Raw genomic sequence first — 22,008 nt, 5'->3', positions numbered from 1 at the left:
GTCAGTTTCCTTTTTGGGATGTAGTGTCCGCCGCTATGCGACGGCGGGCGATTAGGACGTCCGGACCGAGCGTTCCCAGGCACCCGGCCAGGTCCTCTGCCGCAGTATCGAGCGCCTCATTGGTCATGGGCTGGAGCGCGTCGAGGATGAACAGTGCTGTTGTGGTGTCTTCGCGGAGCTGGGTTCTCTGGGCCTGTCGCCAGTTCCAGCGCCGGCAGGTCACACCGATCTCGTCGCACCACACCACCTCGCCGGGATCCGGGTGCTCAAGCACCTCAGCACCACCGGCGATGGTGTCGAACGGCTCCGTGCCCGCAGCGCGTGTCAGCCGGGGCGTCCCCATGTAGCTGGTGAGGTCCTCGCCTCCCAATGGGACCTGGTGAAGCACCGAGACGGCGTTGTAGATGTCAGTCAGCCGATTCACCCGCGGCAGGCCCGAAGCTGCACGGCGGAGCAATGCCTCAAGGCTGTTGCGCGTGCGTTGGGGTTTGGCTCCAAATCCCTTGTAGGCTTCGCGCCACGCGAGCACGTGGGGAATGTCCTCCACGCCTCGGCCGTCCAGAGCTTTTTGTGCCGAGGCCTCTGCCTTCTGCAGCAGCGCTTCACTGGCCGCGTCGCTGGGACCGGGAACCAGCCCGTCCACCGCTAACAAAACGGCCCGGTAATCGGGTCGCAGCGAGTACACCGCGGCGTCCACCCGGGCTCCGTTCAGAAACTCCTGAAGTGTCTCCACGTCACGCATCAGTTACCTCCGGCCGGTGCCCTGACCCCACACCCGGTTCAAAAACCGCCAGGGAGAACCGCGCCGGTTCCGTGCCCACGGTGCCATACGAATGCTCCACATCACCGGGGAAGGAAACAGCGTCACCTGCCTCAAGGACGAACGTCTCGCCCGCAACCACAACGGAGACGGAGCCTTCCTGTACCTGCAGCAGCTCCTTTGTGCCGGGCAAATGCGCTTCACTGTCGTGCCGGTCCCCTCCCCCCATTGTCCAGTCCCACAGCTCCACCACATTGGGGAACTCAGTCCCGGCGACCAGCACGCCGCGCCCACCGGACGCAGAGGTCCAAAGGGCAGCGCCTTCACCCCGACGCGTCACCGTGACCGGCCTGGGACGGGGCATCTCAACCAGTGCAGGCAGCCCGATACCCAGCGCATCGCTGAGCCGCAACAACGTCCCCACACTGGGGTTCACCGCACCCTGCTCGACGTTAATCAACATGCGGCGGCTCACCCCCGCAACATCGGCAAGCTGATCAAGCGTCCAGCCCCGGGACTGCCGTTCCTTGCGCACCCGGCCGCCGATAGCCGTCGCAAGGGCCGTTGTAGTCATATCCATAAGTGCATCATACTGCACTTGGGGTGCACTGTATCCCTCATGACGGTTGCGGTGGGCGCGTTCGGAACGCCGACCCGCCCCCTGGGAGTATCAGGCCTCATGTGAGAGAAATATTGCTCTAAGTCTTGCGCCATGAACCACAACTGTAATCTAATGGGTGTTATATTGCTCACAATGGGCGATGGAGCGCTCATTCCAGCGCTCCACGCTCTCCAGAGATCCGGCACCGTCGGACAGGACACTCGGAGTAGAGAACTAATGATGCCTAAGCTTTCCGTCACCCTTCGGGCCGCTGCCGTGAGTGCTCTCACGTTTGCCGTTGCCGCCGGCACGCTTTCGGGGTGTGCCAACCCCACTGTGAGCCCCAGTGCTGGAGGCTCGTCAACGGCCCCCGCCGAAATCCCGGCAGCAACCAAAGATGAAACCCTGGCCGCCCTCGTCCCTGAAAAGCTCCGCGCCGCTGGATCTGTGCGGGTTGCCACGAATGCGCCGTTCCCGCCCTACCAGATGTTCGCCGCTCCAGGCAGCGAGGAGCTGGTGGGCCTCGAAATTGACCTTGGCCATGCCATTGGAGAGACCCTTGGTGTTCCCTTCGAGTTTTCCCAGCAACCGTACGACGGGCTGATCCCGGGTCTGCAGGCAGGCAAGTACGACGTGCTGATGGCTACGCTGTTTGATACCGCAGAGCGGGAACAGCAGCTCGACTTCGTCAACTACGCCCGCTCCGGCTCCGGGATTCTGGTCAAGAAGACCAACTCCGACGTCAAGACCCTGGATGACCTTTGTGGCAGGGCGGTAGGCGTGCAGAACGGCTCCCTGCAGGCTGACCTGGTCGGCACTCAAAGCCAGAAATGTTCAGACGCCGGTAAAGCACCCGTCGAGATCAAGGCTTTCCCGGCTTTCTCGGATGAGCAGTTGGCGATGAACAGTGGAGCCATCACCGCCATCGTTGGGGACCTGCCTGCCCTGGCCTATGCAGCCACACAGGACACGAGCGTTCAGGTACTTGATGATCCGGCAGCCCCCGGTGGGTATGAAAGCTCCCTGATCGGCGTAGGAGTCCCGAAAACTGAGAAGAAGTTGAGCGAAGCTGTGCTGGGCGCCATCGAGAAGCTGATGGACAACGGAATCTACGAAGCCATCCTGGACAAGTACGGTGTGAGCCAGACGGCTATTCCGGCGCCGCTGGCCAACCAGCACGGGGGCTGAGATGTCGGTAAGCGTACAAAATGAGCGCCGGGTGGACGACTTCGAAGTACGGCGGCAGCGGCACCCCTGGCGTACCGTTGCTGCGGTCCTTATCGGCCTGGCTGCCGCCGGGATCGCATGGATCTTTGCGACCAATCCCAATCTCGATTGGCCCACAGTTGGCGCGTATCTCTTTGCCGAGCTGACCATCCGGGGCCTCATGGTCACCCTTTACCTGACCGTGGTCAGCATGATCATCGGCCTGGTGGGCGGCACGATCATTGCCATCATGACCCTTTCCCATAACTGGGTGTTGCGGGCCGTGGCCGGAGCTTACGTGACAGTGTTCCGCGGCATCCCTGTGCTGGTCCAGATCATTTTTTGGGGCTTCATCGGGGCTTTCTTCCCCTCCATCACCATCGGTATTCCGTTCACGGACACCGTGTTCTTCTCCTCGCCCACGTCCGCGCTGATCAATTCAACGACAGCTGCGATCCTCGCCCTGGGACTCAATGAAGCCGCTTACGCTTCCGAGATTGTCAGGGCCGGGATCCAGTCCGTCGATTCGGGACAACGTGAAGCCTCATCGGCATTGGGAATGAACCGGGCCATCACCATGCGACGGATCATCCTGCCCCAGGCCATGCGCGTCGTTGTGCCGCCGATGGGCAACGAAGTGATCTCCCTGCTCAAGACCTCCGCCCTGGTGTCCGTCATTGCCGGCAACGACCTCATGACCAACCTTCAGCAGGTCTACGCACAGAACTACAAAGTCATTCCCCTGCTGGTTGTCGCTTCCATCTGGTACCTCATCGTCACCACGCTGCTGTCCATCGGGCAGAGCCAAATGGAAAAGAGATTTGGCCGAGGAGTGAGCCCTACTGCCACGCCAAGACTGAAAAGAGGAGCACGATGAACGACACCATGGTCCTCGCGGACAACGTCGGCAAGAAGTTCGGACATAACGAAGTACTGAAAGGCGTCGACCTCACCGTCAGGCGCGGTGACGTTACCTGCCTTTTAGGGCCCAGCGGTTCAGGCAAAAGTACCCTGCTTCGGTGCATCAACCACCTCGAACGCATCGATTCAGGCAGGCTCTACGTTGACGGTGACCTCGTAGGCTACCGACAGGAAGGACGAATCCTTCACGAGCTGGATGACGGTGCCGTCGCCCGGCAACGGTCCAAAATCGGCATGGTGTTTCAAAGATTCAACCTTTTCCCCCACATGACAGCCGTGGAAAACGTCATGGAAGCCCCCCGGATGGTGCTCAAGGAGTCGGCTCTCAGCGCCCGAAAGAGGGCTCACGAGCTCCTTGAGCAGGTGGGGCTGGGTAATAAGGCACACCACTACCCGTCCCAACTCTCCGGCGGCCAGCAGCAGCGCGTCGCAATCGCACGTGCACTTGCGATGAAACCCGAACTGATGCTCTTCGATGAACCAACCTCGGCCCTGGACCCCGAGCTCGTCGGAGAAGTCCTGAAAGTCATGAGGGACCTGGCAGCCTCGGGGATGACAATGGTCGTCGTGACCCATGAGATGGGCTTCGCCCGTGAGGCCGCCGACCAGGTCGTGTTCCTCGACGGCGGCATCATCGTCGAACAGGGCACCCCCGACGAAGTGCTCCTCAGCCCCCAGCACGAACGCACCCAATCCTTCCTGTCCCGGGTGCTGTGAAAGCAGCGTCTCCCCTGCCTGGAGTATCCGGGCGGCAGTCATCCGGGTTTGAAGAAGTTGTCGACATCTGCAGGGACTTGATCCGTATCGATACCTCCAACTACGGCGACTCGTCAGGGCCGGGGGAACGCGATGCTGCTGAGTACGTCGCGACCAAACTCGCTGAAGCCGGGATTCAGTCGAGCCTCCTGGAACCTGTTCCTCGGCGCAGCAATGTCATTGCCCGAGTGCCGGGAGGACCGGGACCGGCGCTGCTCGTCCACGGTCACCTCGACGTCGTCCCCGCCGACCCTGGACTCTGGACTGTTGATCCGTTCGCCGGTGAGATCCTGGACGGATACCTCTGGGGACGGGGTTCGATTGACATGAAGCACATGGTCGCGATGATCCTCACGGCAGTGCGCGAAATGCACCGGCAGGGCGTACGGCCCCAGCGCGAGTTGGTGCTTGCCTTCACCGCGGATGAGGAAAACGCCTTCACCCTGGGATCCCGGTGGTTGGTAAACAACCACCGGGACATGTTCGACAGCTGCACCGAAGCGATCAGCGAGGTCGGGGGGTTTTCCGTCCAAGTCCGGCCGGACCAGCGGATCTACCTGCTCGAATCCGGCCGGAAGGGCGTGGCATGGCTTCGCCTGACAGCCCGGGGCAGGGCGGGCCACGGGTCCATCACCAACACACAGAACAGCATCGGCATCCTCTCCTCCGCGGTAGCGCGCCTGAGTGAGCACCGCTGGCCGCTGCGGTTGACCAAGGTATCCTCCGAAATGACGGAATCCCTGGAACGGCTGGGAGCCCCGGGGATCCTCGGCGATCCGCAATCTCTGGACGGCAGCGTCCTGGCACCAGTAGCCGGCATGCTCACCTCTTCCGTGCGGCATGTCGCGAACCCCACCGTCCTCAGGGCCGGAAAGTCCCTGAACGTCGTACCCGACAGCGCAGAAGCCCTCGTGGATGGAAGGTTCATCCCCGGGTACCAGGAGGACTTCTTTTATGAGTTGGCCTCCGTCCTCGGCCCGGACATCTCAGTGGACGTCATTGATCTGACAGAGGCAGACGAAGCCAATCCCGCCTCCAGCCTTGTCACACAGATGCAGACCGCTCTCGCCGCCGAGGATCCCGGGTGCAAAATCGTGCCCTACACCTCATCAGCGTCTACTGACAACGCATCCTTTGCCTCGATTGGGATCCAAGGCTATGGATTTGCGCCGCTGAAGTTACCGCCGGACTACTCGTTCTCTTCAATGTTCCACGGGACGGACGAGCGAGTGCCGGTGGAGTCCCTGATCTTTGGTGCCCGGGTCCTCTACCGACTGCTGACCGGCCACGGGCACGTCAATACATGACAGGAGCGCAGCCCCGGGAAAATCCGGGACTGCGCTCCACTGGCTTTATTTACCAGCCTCGTTCGGCGAGGCGGTGCGGCTGCGGGATCTCGTCGACGTTGATACCGACCATGGCTTCGCCCAGGCCGCGGGAGGCCTTGGCGATGACGTCGGGGTCATCGAAGAAGGTGGTGGCCTTCACGACGGCGGCCGCGCGCTGGGCGGGGTTGCCGGACTTGAAGATACCGGAACCGACGAACACGCCGTCAGCGCCGAGCTGCATCATCATGGCAGCATCGGACGGGGTGGCGATGCCGCCGGCGGTGAACAGGACCACGGGCAGCTTGCCGGCAGCGGCAACTTCCTTGACCAGGTCGTACGGGGCCTGCAGTTCCTTCGCCGCGACGTACAGCTCGTCCTCGGGCAGGGCTGCGAGCTTGGCGATCTCGGAACGGATCTGGCGCATGTGCCCGGTGGCGTTGGAGACATCACCGGTGCCGGCCTCGCCTTTGGAACGGATCATCGCCGCGCCCTCGTTGATGCGCCGCAGCGCCTCACCGAGGTTGGTAGCACCGCAGACAAAGGGAACGGTGAAGTTCCACTTGTCGATGTGGTTGACGTAGTCGGCCGGGGTGAGGACCTCGGACTCGTCGATGTAGTCCACGCCCAGGGACTGCAGGACCTGCGCCTCGACGAAGTGGCCGATCCGGGCCTTGGCCATGACCGGGATGGACACAGCATCGATGATCTGGTCGATCATGTCCGGATCGGACATCCGGGAGACGCCGCCCTGGGCACGGATATCGGCCGGAACGCGTTCCAGCGCCATCACAGCAACAGCACCGGCATCTTCGGCGATGCGGGCCTGTTCGACGTTAACGACGTCCATGATGACGCCGCCCTTGAGCATCTCAGCCATGCCCCGCTTCACACGGCTGCTGCCCGTAAGGCCAGCCCCAGGCGCAGAATCGGGCGAGTTAAAAGGTGCGGACACTGGAGACTCCTTGATGTGAACAGAGATCTGGACAGCGTAGGACGCTGGCCATAGGAAAGGTTTGTTTATGTGAGTAATAAATTGCTCACATAGGCAGTATAGATGTACCGATGGAAGCGCCACAAGAAGCTGCCAGGCGTTGGGCTAGAAGAAGCGGCCTACCTGATATGCTCCAAACTGAGCACTTTATCACTCACCCGAGCGCAGGATGGATCAATGACAGAGGTCGATGTCGCGGGGCAGTCCCTGATTGCGCTGGTCGGCGGAACTATCAAGAAGCTCCGGACCGCCCAACGCATATCCGTGACGGATCTGGCGAAGCGGTCGGACGTAAGCCGCAGGATGCTTACAGCCATAGAAGCCGGAACCGCCAATGCCTCTCTGGTGACGCTCGATAAAATCGCCAGAGCACTGGGCGTTGAATTCTCCTCACTGGTCCGCACACGCGCGGACAGCCCCGTCGAGCTTCTGCACGCGGACGAAGCGTCCACCGTCTGGCAGGGCACCAAGCAGGGAAGCCGGGGGCGCGTTTTCACCACGACCAAAAGCCAGGGCCCTGCAGAAATGTGGGACTGGACTCTGGCGCCCGGGGACCGGTACGACGCTGAACCGGACCCGGCTGGATCAGAAGAGATTCTCGCCGTCGTCAACGGTACGCTGGCCCTCTCCGTGGACGGCACAAGCTATTCGGTGGGAAAGGGCGGAGTGGCCAGAATTGCCACCGACCGCGCCTACTCCTACATCAACACCTCCGCAGAAGAAGTCAGCTTTGTGCGGATCGTAGTAATCAACACTCCCTGACCTAACATCGCAAGGCTCCGTTACCGCTGCGGACTGCCCCGAAAGTATGCCGCCAATCGCCGCCAGGAGCGATGACCCACAGGGCTGTCGAATGTCCTCTTTCCACGCTGAGCCAGATCGCGGGACTCCGTCGGCGGAAAGTCAGTGCATCGCCTGGCCGGAGAACTTCCTCATCCTTCTCAGACCGGATGACCGAACATCCGGACTTCTGAACAACTGTCAGAACTCCTGCCGGCGCACCGTTAAGGGAACACTGGTGTCCCAAGGGGAGGGTGGCACTGATCACCGCGACACGGGACTCCCCAGGGTCGGTAAGGAGCTGCAGCGACAGCTCCTTCACCTCCCCCTCCCTGCCGCGCAACCCCGGACCCTGCCACCCCAACGTCTCAGGATTCGTGTCCAGCACCTCCTCCACACGCAAGTACAGAGCCCTGCACAGGCGCAGGACAACCGGCAGACTGGCATTACGCTGTCCGGTTTCTATGTTGCTCAGGGAACTGACTCCCAATCCCACTGCTTCTGCAACACTGGTCAAGCTAAGCCCCAGACGGACGCGCCGGTGCCGGAAGCGCTGCCCTAGGAGCTCTGCCAAAGGGAGCCCGGCGGGTGCCCCAGTAGGAACCTTCCTGGAATTCATTTCGCACACAAGCGCACACTATATTGCGCATCGCTTCTCCGCTCCTAACCCTGAATTCCTATAGGGAAGTGGTGCGTTATCGCGCAACATCGTAAAAAGTGCAGAGAAAAGTTCGGGGCGAGGGTCAAAGAATTGGGTTGTCACGTCGGAGCGTTGTGCAGTATATTGCTCTTTATGGCTAGCGCTCATCCACGTTGATGCCAGTCGCCTGCCCCTCCCGCCCGCGGCCTTCCGCTTTGAGAAAGTAAGAGATATATGGAACAGCGAATCATCAACACGCCCACAGCTCCACCGGCGGTCGGTGCCTACAGCCAGGGCAAGCAGATCGGGCCATTCCTGCAGCTCTCCGGGCAACTCGCCATCGATCCCGCGACCGGATCAATTCTCGCCGCTGGAATCGCAGAGCAAACAGAACAGAGCCTCAAACAGATCGAAGCTCTCCTCAAGGACGCAGGAGCAACATGGGCTGATGTGCTGATCACCCGGGTTTACCTCGCTTCAGACGATGACTTCGATGCCTTCGACGGCGCATACAGCAGGGTTGTACCGCAGCCCTTCCCCGCCCGCGTAACTGTTGGTGCCCAGCTCGCCCCGGGCGCGCTGGTCGAAATCGACGCGCTGGCCGTACTCTCGCACTGATCCCCAGGCGCCCGTGCCATCCATGTCTCCTGGCGCCGATGGCGCGGGCCTCCGGGCCACCCACGGAAGCTGAAACCATGGCAACTGAAACCAGCAATCCTGCCTCCAGGAACAGCCGTGACGGATGGGCCGAGTTGTCTGAGGGACAGAACGTCGTCCTCGCCCACGAGACCCAACTGCCCGTCGAAGGCACCGTTGACGCAATCACCCACGACGGAAAAATCGTCTGGATCACCTCCGTACCGCAGCACCGGCGCATATTTCATGCCGACGACGGATACCGGATCAAGGACTAACACGACGGCACCAGGCAACGCCGCTTCCTGCAGCCCGAACCCACCAAGGGGAGAAGGACCGTAACGGTTCACCTTGCAGGGCATGACCCAACCCCTCCGCCACCACAAACCGGAATGAGACTATGAACGCAGAAAACCCACCCACTCCAGGCACGGGATCCCGCAACGGCGGGGACCTCGTCGTCGAGACCTTGGAGGCGCTGGGCGCCAGGACTGTGTTTGGCATCCCGGGGCAGCACGCCCTGGGGCTTTTTGACGCTATGGGCCGGGGCAACCTGGAGTTTGTTTCCTCGCGGGTGGAGAACAACTCAGCCTTCGCAGCGGACGGGTACTCCCGGGCCACCGGGGAGGTCGGGGTCCTCTTCCTCTCCACCGGGCCGGGCGCGCTGACCTCACTGGCCGGGCTGCAGGAAGCGTACGCTACTGGCGTTCCCATGGTGGTGGTCGCCAGCCAAATCCCGCTCGAGGGACTGGGCGCCCGACGCAAGGGAATGCTCCACCAGCTCGATGACCAGAAAGCTTCGGCCGCCAACGTCACCAAGAGCCAGCGGCTGATCCAGCACGCGTCCGGCATTCCCTCGGCCATCCAGGACGCCTGGACCGAAGCAATCTCCTCGCCCCAGGGACCTGTCTGGCTGGAGATTCCGCAGAACGTCCTGCTGGACCCGATTATGGTCCCGCCGGTGGAGGACGCCCTGGCCGAAGCAGCGGACAACCCGCCCCGGGTGGAACTGGTCCGCGAAGCAGTGAGATGGGTGCAGACTGCGGAACGCCCCGCCATTATCGCCGGCGGCGGCGCCCGGCGGGGCCGGGCAGAGAAGTCCCTGCTCTCAATCGCCGAAAAACTCCGAGCCCCCGTGATCTGCACCCCGGGCGGAAACGGCGCCTTTCCCTGGAACCATGAGCTGTCCCTGCAGTCCTGGATCGAGGACCAGCACATGACCGACCTACTCGAGGACGCCGACGTCCTGGTGGTGATCGGTTCGTCCCTGGGTGAGGTCACGTCCAACTACTTTACGTTTGAGCCCCGCGGCAGGATCATCCAGATCGACGCCGAACCGCGCGTGTTGGAATCAAACCGTCCAGGTCTGGGGATCCGCGCCGACGCCGGTCAAGCCCTCGCCGCGCTGGACGAAGCCCTGGTGATTGAGACTCTAGAAACCAGGCCACACTGGCACGGCACCGCGCCGGAGGACCTGGTCAAGGAGTCGCTGGCGAAGGTCAGAGCACGCCTGGAATCCCAGGACCTTGGCAAGGAACTGAAATTCATGGCGGACATCCGCGAGGCCGTCCCCGCGGACATGCAAACCTTCTGGGACATGACCATCGCCTCCTACTGGGGCTGGAGCTGCTGGGACGCCCGCGAAGGCCAGTTCCACTCAGCCCAGGGAGCCGGCGGACTGGGCTACGGCTTCCCCGCAGCCATCGGCGCCGCAGTGGGACTGGAAACCCTCGGCAAGCAAGGCCGGGTGCTCGCCGTATCGGGTGACGGCTCCTCGATGTATTCCATCTCCGAACTCGCCACCGCAAAGCAGCACAACGCCCCCGTCACCTGGCTGATCGTCGACGACGGCGGCTACGGCATCCTGCGCGAATACATGGTGGGCGCCTTCGGCAAGGCAACCGCCACCGAACTTGCCCGCCCCGACTTCGTCAAACTCGCCGAAGCCTTCGGCGTGCCCGCCACAAAGGTGGCAGCCGAGGACGTGGGCGAGGCACTTAGGGCTGGCTTCGCATCGGACGGGCCCAACGTCATCGTGGTGGAAACCCTCCTGAAAATGTTCGCCCCCACCCACCTGTCCACGGACTGAAGCTACCTGAGCCATGCAGAGCCGCCCATCCTGATGCCAGGATGGGCGGCTCTGCCTTTCTCATGACTCTCCCTCCCCCAACGTCGGTATTGCCTGCTGGAGCGGGCCGCAGGAAGGAAAAACTGCCTATGCCTGCCGGGACGGTGAAAGACTGGGGATCTTCGGACCCCGTGGCACGGAGCCTGTAGGTAGCTGGCGGAAGTGCCCGGTTGTCAGTGTTTAGGTGGGAAGAGGTCGGAAATCTTCAGGGTCCGAAGGCCGCATCAGCGCGGGTACGGCGAAGGCTCCACCCGTAGTGGGTGGAGCCTTCGGTGAGGAATCGAGTCAGGAGACTGTGCGGATGAGCTTTCTGTTTGCGAACTCCTCAACCCCGTAGCGGCCGAGTTCCCGGCCGAAGCCGGAGCGTTTGACCCCTCCGAAGGGCAGCTCGGGTGATTCGACGCCTACCCCGTTGAGGAACACCATGCCGGCTTCCAGCCGGTCGGCTACCCGCAGGGCCTGGTCTGAATCTGTGGTGAAGACGTAGGCTCCGAGCCCGAACACGCTGTCGTTAGCGACCGCTATCGCTTCGGCCTCGGAGGAGACCTTGTGTATCGAGGCGACGGGTCCGAAGAACTCTTCCTGATAGGCCGGATTTTCCGTATCCAAACCCCTGAGGAGAGTCCCGGGGAAGAAGGTTCCGGACCGGTCTCCCCCGGTGACCACGGAGGCCCCGTGGGAGACTGCAAGGTCAAGCTGTTCCTGAAGCCGTTGTGCTGCAGCACCGGAGGAAACAGGGCCCAGGATGGTTTCCGGACGCGATGGGTCACCGGGTTTCACGCGTTCGAGAGCGGTAGCAAAACGGTCAGTGAATGCATCGAACAACTCGTCAATGACCAGGAATCGCTTGGCGGCGTTACAGGCTTGTCCGTTATTTTCCAGGCGGGCCGAGACGGCTGATTCGACGACCCGGTCCAGGTCATCAGTGGACAGGAGGATGAACGGGTCCGACCCTCCAAGCTCAAGGACAACCTTCTTCAAATGCCGTCCCGCGATTTCGGCTACCGCAGCACCTGCGCGTTCAGAGCCGGTGAGGGAGACGCCCATCACGCGTGCGTCGGCGATGACATCAGCTATTTGATCGTTGCTGGCATAGACGTTGGCGAACGCCCCGACAGGAGCGCCGGCGCTGTGAATCAGGTTCTCAATGGCTGCCGAAGAGGCGGGACACTGCGGGGCGTGCTTGAGGATGAGGGTATTTCCCAGCAGCAGGTTCGGTGCCGCGAAGCGGGCCACCTGATAGTAGGGATAGTTCCAGGGCATGATGCCCAGCAGAACCCCGATCGGGTTCTTCCGGATGAAGGCGCTGCCGCCGGGGACCAAAAGATCTATGGGTTCGTCAGCGAGGAACTTCTCTGCATTATTGGCGTAGTAATCGTAGATGTCAGCCGTGAAGTCGACTTCGCTCAGTGCCTGGGAGAGCGGCTTACCGACCTCTGCCACTGCAATATCGGCAAGTTCTTTCCGCCGGCTTCGGTGCAGCTCCGCAATACGGCCCAGCAGCCCGGCGCGCTCCTGTACGGTGCTGTTCCTGCCCCAGTTTCTGTAGGCATCATCTCCTGCGGAGATGACGTTCCGTAGCTCGGCGTCGCTGATAGCGGGAAAGGGGGCGCTGCGCTCCCCCGTGGCCGGGTTGATCACCTGGTAGTCGGTCATGGAGCTCACTTCTTTAGGGCCGGAAACCTGCGCAGGCGTTAAGCGCGCTTCGGGCGGATCCTGCGTTTGCGGGGGTCGTTCTTGGTGGGCTCTCCGGCCGGGAGGAGTCCGCCCCGGCCGGAGAAGTATTTATGCCTGTGCGCGGCGCGCGAAAAACTCGCTGACTTTGGGAAGACCGGCACGAAGAACTTCTTCGTTGTTGGCGTAACCGATCCGGAGGCAGCCCTCCAGATCAAAGGCACTGCCCGGTGTCATGAGCACACCGGTTTCTTTCAGCAGTGCCTCCGCCAGCTCGGCCGAGGGCTCGTCGGTGTTGTACTGCAGCAGGGCCGTGGTACCCCCGGCAGGCTTGACGTAGGTGATTGAGGGCTCCTTCTGGACCCACTCATCCAGGATGGCCAGGTTGGTGCGCACGATGGAACGGGAACGCTCGAGGATGGTCTCCTTGTTTTCCAGTGCGATGCGGGCCAGGACGTCATCGATCATGCCGACGCTGATGGTGTTGTAGTCACGACGGATTGCGACGCGCTCGATTACTTCCGTGGGCCCGGCCACCCAGCCCAAACGGAGTCCGGCGAGGGAGAAGGACTTGGACATGCTGGCGGTGCTGATGCCGCGGGCGTAGACGTCGGCGATGGAGGCCGTGAAGCCGTCTCCGTCCTGGGCTGTTCCGCGGTAGACCTCGTCGCACAGAACGTACGCCCCGACAGTGGAGGCAATATCGGCGATGGATTCGAGCATCTGCCGGTCCATGACGGAACCGGTCGGGTTATTCGGGTTGTTCAACACGATGAGCTTGGTGTTGGCATCGACCATGGACTTCAGCTCATCCAAGTCCGGGAGGTAGCCGTTCTCCGGGCGGAGCTTCAGCAGCTGGACGTTGGCGCCATAACTCTCAGGAATTGAGTAGTGCTGCTGGTAGGTCGGCAGCACCGAGATCACGCCGTCGCCCGGTTCGACCAGGGTTTCATGGATGAGGGCGTTGGCGCCGATGGCGCCGTGGGTCGTGATGGTGTTTTCCGGCTTCAGGGTCTCGTACAGGCCGGCGATCTGCACCCGCAAGGCTTCGGAGCCTTCAATCGCCCCGTAAGTGAGCTTCATCGGCAGGATTTCGGCCATGAAGCTTTCCTTGCGCCCAGCCAACGTCAACAACTGATCAACCGTCAGCGACTCGACGCAGGTCTCGGCGAGGTTGTAGGCGCAGTCGTTCTCGTACTTGTTCATCCAGATCTCGACGCCGAAGTCCTTGATTTTCATGGCAGCTCCAAAGTTCGATGGCACACGCGCGCCATACGGGTTGTCTAAGAATGAGCACCCAACGCTCACCAGTGCTGTTACTTATATTGCCCAAGTGGGCACTACCTGTCAAGAATCTGAGTTTTAATACTGCATCGGAGGCGGAGGGCTAGGGCTTTTATTGCCCTTATGAGCAATATATGTCTACTATGCCGGGGGTGATTTCCACCACCCTTGGGACCCAGCGCGGTCAGCTGGCCCGTTCACCAGACTTTTAGGAATGCCAAAGATGCCTCCACTCCTTCACGCCGTCTTCCGTAAGACCACCCCCGAAGAACAGGACGGCAGTTCATCCATCGGGGGGCAGTCCCTCACCCGAAGCATGGGAGTGTTCCAGCTGTCCATGCTCGGCATAGGTGCCACTGTCGGAACCGGTATCTTCATAGTCCTCTCGGAAGCAGTTCCCGTCGCCGGCCCGGCAGTGATCTGGTCCTTTGTGATCGCCGCCGTTGTCGCCGGACTGACTGCCCTCTGCTACGCCGAAATGGCCAGCGTCATGCCCGCATCAGGATCCTCGTATTCCTACGCCTACGCCACCTTGGGGGAACTGCCTGCCGTGGGCGTGGGAGCATGCCTCCTGCTCGAATACGGCGTCTCTGCCGCCGCGGTTTCCGTCGGCTGGTCCGAATACCTCAACCAGGCGCTCGAGAACCTGTTCGGGGTACGGATCCCCGAGGCACTCTCAAGCGCCCCGGAAGCCGGAGGAACTGTGAATCTCCCGGCCGTCATCCTGGTTGTGCTGTGTACTCTGCTGCTGATCCGCGGTGCCAGCGAATCGGCGAAGGCCAACGCCATCATGGTGATGATCAAGATCGCTGTCCTTTTGATGTTCATCATCATCGGGATCACGGGGTGGAACGAAAACAACTTTGCAGACTTCGCCCCCATGGGCCTTGCCGGCATCACCGGCGCAGCAGGCATCATCTTCTTTTCCTACATCGGACTCGATGCCGTCTCCACTGCAGGAAACGAAGCCAGGAACCCTGCCCGCACCATGCCCGTGGCCATCCTGATCACCCTCGGAGCGGTCACCGCCCTCTACGTCACAGTCGCCCTCGTCGCAGTCGGTGCCCAGGGCATGGATCAGTTCGAAGGCCAGGAAGCCGGGCTCGCAGCAATACTGCAGGCCGTCACCGGCGCCACCTGGCCCGGCACGGTCCTGGCAGTCGCAGCCGTGGTTTCCATCTTCAGCGTCACCCTGGTTGTCCTCTACGGCCAGACCCGTATCTTCTACTCGATGAGCTGCGATGGCCTGATTCCGCCAACCTTCGCCAAGGTACACCCGAGGACAAAAACACCCATCGCCGGCACGGTCCTGACCGGATCAGCAGTGGCCGTCCTGGCCGGCCTTCTCCCCATCAACTTCCTCGCCGAAATGACCAGCGTAGGCACACTGGTAGCCTTCCTCGTCGTAGCGGTGGCGGTCATCGTCCGAAGAAAACAAAGCCCCGGCATTACCGCCCCGTTCAAGGTTCCGCTCTACCCGCTCACACCCATCCTGGCGATCGCCGGATGCCTATGGATCATCAAAGACCTCCGCCCGCAGACCCTCCTGGCCTTCATCGGCTGGACCGGCTTTGCCCTCATCTTCTACTTCGCGTACTCCGTGAAAAACTCCCGGCTCAACAAAACCCTGGAGCACGCAACCCAGCAGTGAAGCCCTGAAAAGCATGCAGCAGCACCGGGCGCGAATCATTTACGGCAATCGACCCCTCAACCCAAGAAGTCTTGGCGATAAGGGGCCCCGAACGCCGTGGTGTGAACATACAGAGACACCGCTCAGGGACTTCCGGTACCCGCTACCTCCACCAAACACCAGCCTTCTTCACAAGCCTCCGGCTGCCAACGACCAAAAACGAAAGCACCTAGCCATGACCACCGCATTTTCGACGACCGTCAGAGTCACCGCCCGGGGGACCCTGGACCAACAACTCGATCTGGCCGTCGCCTCTGCCTTGCCCAAGGCACTGACATCCAAGCGCCACGGCATCCTCGTCACACGCCACAGCCCGGAAATGTTCACCGTGGCCCTCAGCGAATCAGTCCCTTTCGGGGAAACCAGGGAGCGTTGTGAGTGCTAGCAGAAAACTGCCAGTGATGCCGGGAACGGTTGTCCATGGCGCCATGGATCCAAGTGCCGTCCCACAGCCTTCCGAACTCGCTGCCGCGAGTCTGCCGTGCCTGCCTCCACACGTGGCTCCAGGCCGGCAGAGCACGGATGCGATCTTCTACGACCCAATCCCGTCCGCTGAAAACGGTGACCTGACTCGAAAGGGCAGTCCAAGGGCGAGCAGCAGGGGCCCCGCCTCACCAAGTCATCAAAGGAAAACTACAGGCCGATGGGATGCCAGCAGCGGGGACGCCAAGGCAGCCGTTGCCCGCGACCTGGCGATGCTGTCGATCCTAAAAGGAAGGTAACTGTCCCCCATTCTTCCTAACGGCGGAACCTGCGAAGAAGCTAAGGAGGACACCGTGGGGAAACTGGTTATGGAAACCTTCGACTGGAAGCGACTCAGAACCGGGGACGAGATTGACGTGCTCGATGCCGGCCTCGTCGTTTCACGCGGAGTAGTCGAAGATATATTCGCTGCTCGAAGCGCCCTTCGGCTTAGGCTGTCCTACGGAAGAGGTTCACGAACATTCCGTCAACAGGACGGCTGGCAGATTCGTACTGTGTCCCGCGGCCAATGAAGCCGCTTCCCCGTGCCGGAGACCGTCGATGGCAGTGACCTTGCATCAAGGCACGTCATCCATAGCTCTACTGATGAAGGAAACATCTTGTCCCGACCGCTCACCGAAACAACTGTCAGCTATCCTGCAGGGGCGATGACATCAACCGGGACCGTGCTACACACCGCTCCCGTGGGCGAAGGGCGCCAGGCTGTCATATTGGATACAACTGCATGCCATCCCACTGATGCAGCCTGGCCTGATCAGGGACCGGACAAAGGCCAGCTAGTGATAGACGCCCGATCCTACTCGATCGTGGACTGTGTTGTCGGGGCCACCGACGGAACCCAGCTGCAGCTGGGGACGGATGTGAGCGTCAAGAAGGGCTCAGAAGGCTGGACGTTTTTCGCAGCCCACATCATCGACAGCGACGACAAGATTAAGGACGGTGCAACAGCTGCCGTCTCAATTGATGTCGCAAACCGGAGGGCCCTTTCGGCAGGCCACACGGCCTGCCATGTCGCCTCCCTGGCGCTCAACGCCCATGTGGCACACCTGTGGTCAAAGGACGTGCCCACCGACGGGCTGGGGCACCCGAACTTTGACGCGGCCGCCATCGACACGTCAACCATCAACGAACTCACCTCAGTCGACGTGTACCGCCTGGGCAAGTCCTTGCGGCGTAAAGGCTTCAACGCCGCAGAATTCCTCGAAAACCTCGGAGCAATCGAGCAGCAAACAAATGCACTCCTAGAACGATGGCGGGCGGCAGGAGCCCCAGTCCGGATTGAATCTGAGGGAGAAAAGCTCACTGACCGCCGCCACTGGATTGCTACCCTGGACAACCAGGAAGTCCGGATACCCTGCGGGGGAACCCACCTCTCGAACCTGTCAGAGTTATCCTCCATCACCATCAGCCTCGGCGCCGAAGACGTAGAAGGCGGAAAAGTGGTGACCATGAAAACGTCTGTCCGCTGGGCCGCCTAACCAAAGACTTGGAACCTGGGCGCCGCAGGAATTCTGGGGAGAATTGCTGTGACCTGGCTGGTGCAAATTCAAGGAACGTTGAGTTGTCCAAGGCAAAGGTGCACCTTTTACATATATCGGCATCGTTGCCTAGGTGCGCGTCGATTGCTGGCATCCCTCCCCTAAGCCAGCCCGCGTCTCGGCGCTGAATCACCGTGTGGCTGCAACTTCCAGCCAGCAAGCGCGTCAATAGCTCACAAGATACGCCGTCGAGCCTTCCTGGGGGCGACGTGTCTTCAGCCGTCCTCCATGACCGTGCGAAGGGAAATGTTTGAGCCTGGACAGGTAGACGGCAGTCCTGTTATCGGGGTTCCAAAAGGTGGGGAGCGGCTGAGGTGCGCAGGCCGGGTTTCCGCTCAGGGCCCTTTTCTGTCGAGGTCTGGGACAAAAATGTGCTTAAGCGACGAGGTTGTCAGCCGCTTGTTCCATGTGTTCCCTGATGGTTTTCCGGGCCAGGGACACATCACCGGTTTCGATGGCGGCCACGATGTCATGGTGCCGGTCGACGCTCATGTTTTTGACGCCCTTTTCGAGCCCTGCGTACATGATGGACATCCGGATAGATCCTTCCAAGGATTCCCAAGTATGGAGGAGCGTGTCGTTGCCGGTAACCCGGCAAAGCGTGCGGTGAAAGTTTAGGTCCGCTTCGACTTGAGTCTGCAGGCTCTCCTTCTCCGCGGTTCTCATGGCGTCGATAGCTGAGTGCAGCGAGGTGATGACGTGCTGCCGGTCCGGCAGTTCGCATAGTGTCCGCGCTGCCAGGGTTTCCAGAGCGGCCCTTACCGCGTAGATTTCCCGGATTTCCTTCTCGTTCAGGTGGCGGACTGACAGCCTGCCGCGGGGCCCGGCGGAGAGCAGGCCTTCCTGTTCAAGCTGACGCAGGGCCTCGCGCAGGGTTCCCCGGCTGATTTGCAGCATGTCGGACAGTTCGGTTTCCACCAGGTGCCGGCCGGGCGTAAGTTCGCCGCTGGTGATGGCGGTCCTTAGTGCCGAGAGCGCCTGCTCGCGCAAGCTTTTCTTTTCCAGTCCCAGCAGCGGGGCTGTCAGTCCGGCCATGGCTTCCGTCCTCAGTGTTGTAAGTCAACTGTTTACAGTCGTATTTTGATACTACGGCAGAAGCACGGCACCGGCCGGGACCGGGGCCGTGCTTTTTGCAGTGGAGAATAGGTCAGCCGAGCTCGGCGAGTACCTTCGCGACAATGCGGTCCACAGCCAGGCCGTAGCGGTCGTGGAGGGTGGGCAGGGCGCCGGCGTCGAGGAACTGGTCAGGCAGTGCGATGGGAACCACGCGCTTGCCCACGCCGGCGGTGACGATGGCGGAGGCTACTGTTTCGAACAGGCCACCCACCACGCTGTGGTTCTCCAACGTTACGGCGAGCCGGTCGGTGTTGATCTCGGCGAGGACGGTGGCGGCGTCGAACGGTTTGATGGTGGGGGTGTGGACGACGGCGACGTCCACGTTGTGCGCCGCCAGGGCCTTGGCCGCCTGGAGGGCGCGCATGGTCATCAGGCCGGAGGAGATGAACACGACGTCGTTGCCGCCGCGCAGCACCTTGGCCTTGCCGAGCTCGAAGGTGTAGTCGTACTCGTCCAGGACGGTGGGGACGTTGCCGCGGAGCAGGCGCAGGTAGGTGGGTCCATCACTGGCTGCCAGTTGCGGGACGGCCTGCTCGATGTCGATCGAGTCGCAGGGGTCAACGATGGTTAGGTTGGGCATGCCGCGGAAAATCGCCATGTCCTCGGTTGCCTGGTGGCTGGGGCCGTACCCGGTGGTCAGGCCGGGCAGTCCGCCTACGATGTTGACGTTCAGGTTGGGCTCGGCGGCGTCCAGGCAGAGGAAGTCGTAGGCGCGGCGTGCGGCGAACACCGAGTAGGTGGACGCGAACGGCACCAGGCCGGTTTCGGCCAGGCCGGCCGCGGCGCCGAAGAGCAGCTGTTCGGCCATGCCCATCTGGAAGAACCTCTCCGGGAAGGCTTTGGCGAAGATGTGCATGTCCGTGTACTTGCCCAGGTCGGCGGTGAGGCCGACGATCTTGTCGTTCTCCTGGGCGGCTTTCACCAGGGCGTGCCCGAACGGCGCGGACGCCGTCTTTTGGTCGGGGTCGGCGAAGGAGGCGATCATCGCTGAGGTCTTCAGCTTCGGCTTGGCCGCTGTTGTGGTGTCGGGGGCCTCGGTGGTGGTGCTCATGCTGAAGCCTTTCCTTCGTAGCCGGCGGTGAGCTGCTCGCGGCAGGTCTGCCATTCGTGTTCTTCGATGCGCATGAAGTGCGCTTTCTCGCGGTCCTCCAGCAGCGGCACGCCCCGGCCGACCTTCGTGTCGCACAGGATCACCGAGGGGCGTCCGACGGCGGCGGCCTGGGCGGCTGCGTTGTCGAACGCGGCCAGCAACGCGCCGACGTCGTTCCCATCCACGCGCTGCGTGTACCAGCCGAACGATTCCCACTTTTCAGTCACCGGCTCGGTGCGGAGCACTGTGTCCGTCTTGCCGTCGGCCTGCAGGGCGTTGATGTCCACCATTGCGGTCAGGTTGCCCAGCTGGTGGTGGTGCGCGCCCATGGCAGCCTCCCAGGTAGAGCCCTCGTCCAGTTCACCGTCCGAAAGAAAGTTGAAGATCCGGGCATTGGAGCCTTGGTAGCGCAGGCCCAAGGCCATGCCCACGGCGATGGTCAACCCGTGCCCGAGGGAGCCGCCGGAGATTTCCATACCGGGGGTGTAGGTGGACATCCCGGACATCGGCAGCCGGGAATCATCCGAGCCATAGGTTTCCAGTTCCTCCACCGGAACAATTCCGGCTTCAGCGAGGGCCGCGTAATGGCCGATGGCGTAATGCCCGGTGGAGAGCAGGAACCTGTCACGTGCCTCCCAGTGTGGATCCTCAGCGCGGAACCGAAGCTGGTCAGAGTACACCGTGGCCAGCATATCGGCTGCGCCCAGGGCCTGGCCCACGTAGCCCTGGCCCTGGACCTCGCCCATGTTCAGGGCGTGGTGCCGGATCCGGTAGGCAGCGGCCGAAACATTGGCAATGCGTTCGGTGGTGGGGGCGGCGGGGGTTTCCAGAGTGGCAGTCAATTGGTCTTCTTCTGTGGTGGTCATTAGACACTCACCGTGTTGGGGGTGTTGTTGGTGGCTTCGTCAGCGAGCTGGCGTTCGCGCTTGCCCCAGGTTTCCCGGGTGACAATGGCGGCCCAGAGGCCGATGGCTGCGTAGAAGCTGAAGAGGAGGGCCGGGCCCATCCAGCCCAGGGCGACGAACAGCAGGGTGGTGATGAAGGGGGTGAAGCCGGAGACCATCGCGGAGATCTGGTAGGCCAGTGAGGCGCCGGAGGAGCGGGTCTTTGCCTGGAACAGTTCGGGGAACCAAGGACCCTGCGCGCCGGCCAGGGAGTTCTGGCAGACGGCGTAGGAGATCACGATGGTGGCGATGACGAAGATGAACATGCCGGTGTTGACCAGCAGGAACATGGGGATGCCGAACAGGAGAGCGAAGGCTGTGGACCAGATGTAGAGCGGCCGGCGGCCTATCCTGTCGGTGAGCCGGGCCCAGGCCATGGTGGCGAAGATGCCGATGAACGAGGCGATGCAGAGTGCCACCAGGGTTTCGGTCTTGTCCGCGAGCTGCTGGGTGTGAAGGTAGGAAATCATGTACGTGATGGACACGGCGTAGCCGGCAGTCTCTGCAATGCGGAGGCCGATGCCGCGGACGATGCTGCGCCAATCGGTCTTGATGACCTCGATGATCGGGTTCTTGACGATGGCGCCGCTTTCCTTGACCTCATCGAAGACCGGGGACTCGGGGACCTTGGCGCGGATGATCAGCCCGACAGCAACGAGGATGATGCTGGCCAGGAAGGGAACGCGCCAGGCGAGCTCGCCACCGAGGTTCACGCTGACCAGGAAGACCAGGTTGGCCAGCAGGAGGCCCACGGGGAAGCCGGCCTGCACGATGCCGGTGTACTTGCCCTTGGACTTCCAGGGTGCGTGCTCGTAGCTCATCAGGATGGCACCGCCCCACTCGGCACCGAAGGCCAGGCCCTGAACGATGCGGACCAACACCAGCAGCGCCGGTGCAAGCAGGCCCACCTGCTCATAAGTAGGCAGCAGGCCGATCAGGAAGGTCGCCACGCCCATCAGGATCAGGGAGGCCACCAGGACCGGCTTGCGGCCAACCTTGTCCCCAAGGTGTCCGCCGATGATGCCGCCGATAGGACGGGCAGCGAAACCAACGCCGAGCGTGGCAAAGGCGGCCAGCGTTCCGGTCACCGGGTCTGTATTGGGAAAGAAGACCGTCCCGAAGTACAAGGCCGCGGCAGTGCCGAAGCCGATGAAGTCGTACGTCTCAATGACGGCGCCGACACCGGAGCCGATGGCGACGCGCTTTGCGTCTTTGGTGCCGTGTACATGGCCCCGCATTTTGAGAGCTTCGTTGCTCATTGGCTAAATCCCTTTCGATGAGTGACCAAAGCTCGCACTTCGACACTGTCGACTGTTAACACATTGTGCGATAAGTGTGACTTGGATCATTCGGGATGTCAACAGTCGATGTTTGTGGTTGACTGTCGACACTTGCTTGCGTATCGTGATTCACATCACCCCCCCATTCAGAGGATTCAACGA

21 protein-coding genes are annotated in these 22,008 nt (G+C 61.9%); 11 read left to right on the top strand and 10 right to left on the bottom strand.

What is annotated here, in order from left to right; translation table 11 throughout:
• Window position 1: 1 nt before the first annotated feature.
• Both AC5RVN_RS13100 and AC5RVN_RS13095 read right to left on the bottom strand, forming a co-directional pair.
• On the bottom strand, window positions 2–742 hold the full coding sequence (locus AC5RVN_RS13100; RefSeq protein ID WP_494138215.1) for a B3/B4 domain-containing protein: 741 nt from the start codon (window positions 740–742) through the stop codon (window positions 2–4).
• Window positions 735–1,340, bottom strand: coding sequence for a helix-turn-helix domain-containing protein (locus AC5RVN_RS13095; protein WP_494138214.1), 606 nt, complete (start codon window positions 1,338–1,340; stop codon window positions 735–737). The genes AC5RVN_RS13100 and AC5RVN_RS13095 overlap by 8 nt, the downstream gene beginning before the upstream one ends.
• Before the next feature lie 261 nt (window positions 1,341–1,601).
• Between AC5RVN_RS13095 and AC5RVN_RS13090 the strand changes: the two genes are divergently transcribed.
• From AC5RVN_RS13090 to AC5RVN_RS13075, 4 genes are read left to right on the top strand one after another with little or no spacing between them, the layout of a single operon-like run.
• On the top strand, window positions 1,602–2,549 hold the full coding sequence (locus AC5RVN_RS13090) for an ABC transporter substrate-binding protein (RefSeq protein ID WP_494138213.1): 948 nt from the start codon (window positions 1,602–1,604) through the stop codon (window positions 2,547–2,549).
• Between the two features lies 1 nt (window position 2,550).
• Window positions 2,551–3,444, top strand: a complete 894-nt coding sequence (locus tag AC5RVN_RS13085; protein WP_494138212.1) for an amino acid ABC transporter permease — start codon at window positions 2,551–2,553, stop codon at window positions 3,442–3,444.
• Window positions 3,441–4,205: an amino acid ABC transporter ATP-binding protein gene (locus AC5RVN_RS13080; RefSeq protein ID WP_494138211.1), complete on the top strand. Its 765-nt coding sequence runs from the start codon at window positions 3,441–3,443 to the stop codon at window positions 4,203–4,205. The genes AC5RVN_RS13085 and AC5RVN_RS13080 overlap by 4 nt, the downstream gene beginning before the upstream one ends.
• Window positions 4,202–5,551: a M20/M25/M40 family metallo-hydrolase gene (locus AC5RVN_RS13075; protein ID WP_494138210.1), complete on the top strand. Its 1,350-nt coding sequence runs from the start codon at window positions 4,202–4,204 to the stop codon at window positions 5,549–5,551. The genes AC5RVN_RS13080 and AC5RVN_RS13075 overlap by 4 nt, the downstream gene beginning before the upstream one ends.
• A 49-nt stretch (window positions 5,552–5,600) precedes the next feature.
• On the opposite strand, the gene pdxS is transcribed toward AC5RVN_RS13075, so the two are convergent.
• The gene (pdxS, locus tag AC5RVN_RS13070) at window positions 5,601–6,524 is read right to left on the bottom strand and encodes a pyridoxal 5'-phosphate synthase lyase subunit PdxS (RefSeq protein WP_494138209.1); all 924 of its coding nucleotides are present in this window, start codon (window positions 6,522–6,524) and stop codon (window positions 5,601–5,603) included.
• 216 nt (window positions 6,525–6,740) lie between these two features.
• Here pdxS and AC5RVN_RS13065 point away from each other — a divergent pair, with 216 nt between their 5' ends.
• The gene (locus AC5RVN_RS13065) at window positions 6,741–7,325 is read left to right on the top strand and encodes a helix-turn-helix domain-containing protein (RefSeq protein WP_494138208.1); all 585 of its coding nucleotides are present in this window, start codon (window positions 6,741–6,743) and stop codon (window positions 7,323–7,325) included.
• 1 nt (window position 7,326) lies between these two features.
• Here AC5RVN_RS13065 and AC5RVN_RS13060 read toward each other — a convergent pair whose 3' ends face one another.
• Window positions 7,327–7,962 carry a helix-turn-helix domain-containing protein gene (locus AC5RVN_RS13060; protein WP_494138326.1) on the bottom strand — a complete coding sequence of 212 codons (636 nt, stop codon included), beginning with the start codon at window positions 7,960–7,962 and terminating at the stop codon, window positions 7,327–7,329.
• A gap of 255 nt (window positions 7,963–8,217) precedes the next feature.
• Between AC5RVN_RS13060 and AC5RVN_RS13055 the strand changes: the two genes are divergently transcribed.
• From AC5RVN_RS13055 to AC5RVN_RS13045, 3 genes are all read left to right on the top strand, one after another.
• Window positions 8,218–8,601, top strand: coding sequence for a RidA family protein (locus tag AC5RVN_RS13055; protein ID WP_494138207.1), 384 nt, complete (start codon window positions 8,218–8,220; stop codon window positions 8,599–8,601).
• A gap of 77 nt (window positions 8,602–8,678) precedes the next feature.
• Complete coding sequence (locus AC5RVN_RS13050; protein ID WP_494138206.1) at window positions 8,679–8,897, top strand: hypothetical protein; 219 nt, start codon at window positions 8,679–8,681, stop codon at window positions 8,895–8,897.
• Between the two features lie 122 nt (window positions 8,898–9,019).
• Window positions 9,020–10,708: a thiamine pyrophosphate-binding protein gene (locus AC5RVN_RS13045; protein WP_494138205.1), complete on the top strand. Its 1,689-nt coding sequence runs from the start codon at window positions 9,020–9,022 to the stop codon at window positions 10,706–10,708.
• A 324-nt stretch (window positions 10,709–11,032) separates the two neighbouring features.
• Here AC5RVN_RS13045 and AC5RVN_RS13040 read toward each other — a convergent pair whose 3' ends face one another.
• Both AC5RVN_RS13040 and AC5RVN_RS13035 read right to left on the bottom strand, forming a co-directional pair.
• Window positions 11,033–12,403 carry an NAD-dependent succinate-semialdehyde dehydrogenase gene (locus AC5RVN_RS13040; protein ID WP_494138204.1) on the bottom strand — a complete coding sequence of 457 codons (1,371 nt, stop codon included), beginning with the start codon at window positions 12,401–12,403 and terminating at the stop codon, window positions 11,033–11,035.
• Window positions 12,404–12,532: 129 nt separating this feature from the next.
• On the bottom strand, window positions 12,533–13,660 hold the full coding sequence (locus AC5RVN_RS13035) for an aminotransferase (RefSeq protein WP_494138203.1): 1,128 nt from the start codon (window positions 13,658–13,660) through the stop codon (window positions 12,533–12,535).
• Between the two features lie 268 nt (window positions 13,661–13,928).
• On the opposite strand from AC5RVN_RS13035, the gene AC5RVN_RS13030 reads away from it, so the two are divergent.
• The 3 genes from AC5RVN_RS13030 to AC5RVN_RS13020 all read left to right on the top strand — a co-directional run bounded on the left by AC5RVN_RS13030 (window position 13,929) and on the right by AC5RVN_RS13020 (window position 17,356).
• Window positions 13,929–15,356: an amino acid permease gene (locus AC5RVN_RS13030; protein WP_494138202.1), complete on the top strand. Its 1,428-nt coding sequence runs from the start codon at window positions 13,929–13,931 to the stop codon at window positions 15,354–15,356.
• A 214-nt stretch (window positions 15,357–15,570) separates the two neighbouring features.
• Window positions 15,571–15,780 (top strand): hypothetical protein, encoded by a 210-nt coding sequence (locus AC5RVN_RS13025; RefSeq protein ID WP_494138201.1) that lies wholly within the window; start codon window positions 15,571–15,573, stop codon window positions 15,778–15,780.
• Window positions 15,781–16,657: 877 nt separating this feature from the next.
• Entirely contained in the window at window positions 16,658–17,356 is a 699-nt protein-coding gene (locus AC5RVN_RS13020) for an alanyl-tRNA editing protein (RefSeq protein ID WP_494138200.1), read from the top strand.
• 435 nt (window positions 17,357–17,791) lie between these two features.
• Here AC5RVN_RS13020 and AC5RVN_RS13015 read toward each other — a convergent pair whose 3' ends face one another.
• From AC5RVN_RS13015 to AC5RVN_RS13000, 4 genes are all read right to left on the bottom strand, one after another.
• Window positions 17,792–18,451 (bottom strand): GntR family transcriptional regulator, encoded by a 660-nt coding sequence (locus tag AC5RVN_RS13015; RefSeq protein WP_494138199.1) that lies wholly within the window; start codon window positions 18,449–18,451, stop codon window positions 17,792–17,794.
• A 112-nt stretch (window positions 18,452–18,563) separates the two neighbouring features.
• On the bottom strand, window positions 18,564–19,583 hold the full coding sequence (locus AC5RVN_RS13010; protein WP_494138198.1) for a transketolase family protein: 1,020 nt from the start codon (window positions 19,581–19,583) through the stop codon (window positions 18,564–18,566).
• Complete coding sequence (locus AC5RVN_RS13005; RefSeq protein ID WP_494138197.1) at window positions 19,580–20,488, bottom strand: transketolase; 909 nt, start codon at window positions 20,486–20,488, stop codon at window positions 19,580–19,582. Before AC5RVN_RS13005 ends, AC5RVN_RS13010 begins: the two co-directional genes overlap by 4 nt.
• Window positions 20,488–21,825 carry an MFS transporter gene (locus AC5RVN_RS13000; RefSeq protein WP_494138196.1) on the bottom strand — a complete coding sequence of 446 codons (1,338 nt, stop codon included), beginning with the start codon at window positions 21,823–21,825 and terminating at the stop codon, window positions 20,488–20,490. The genes AC5RVN_RS13005 and AC5RVN_RS13000 overlap by 1 nt, the downstream gene beginning before the upstream one ends.
• Between the last annotated feature and the right edge of the window lie 183 nt (window positions 21,826–22,008).

Source organism: Arthrobacter sp. sptzw32 (assembly GCF_059089735.1).
Note: the sequence above shows the minus strand (reverse complement) of the source record. Positions and strands in the feature narration are given on the sequence as shown.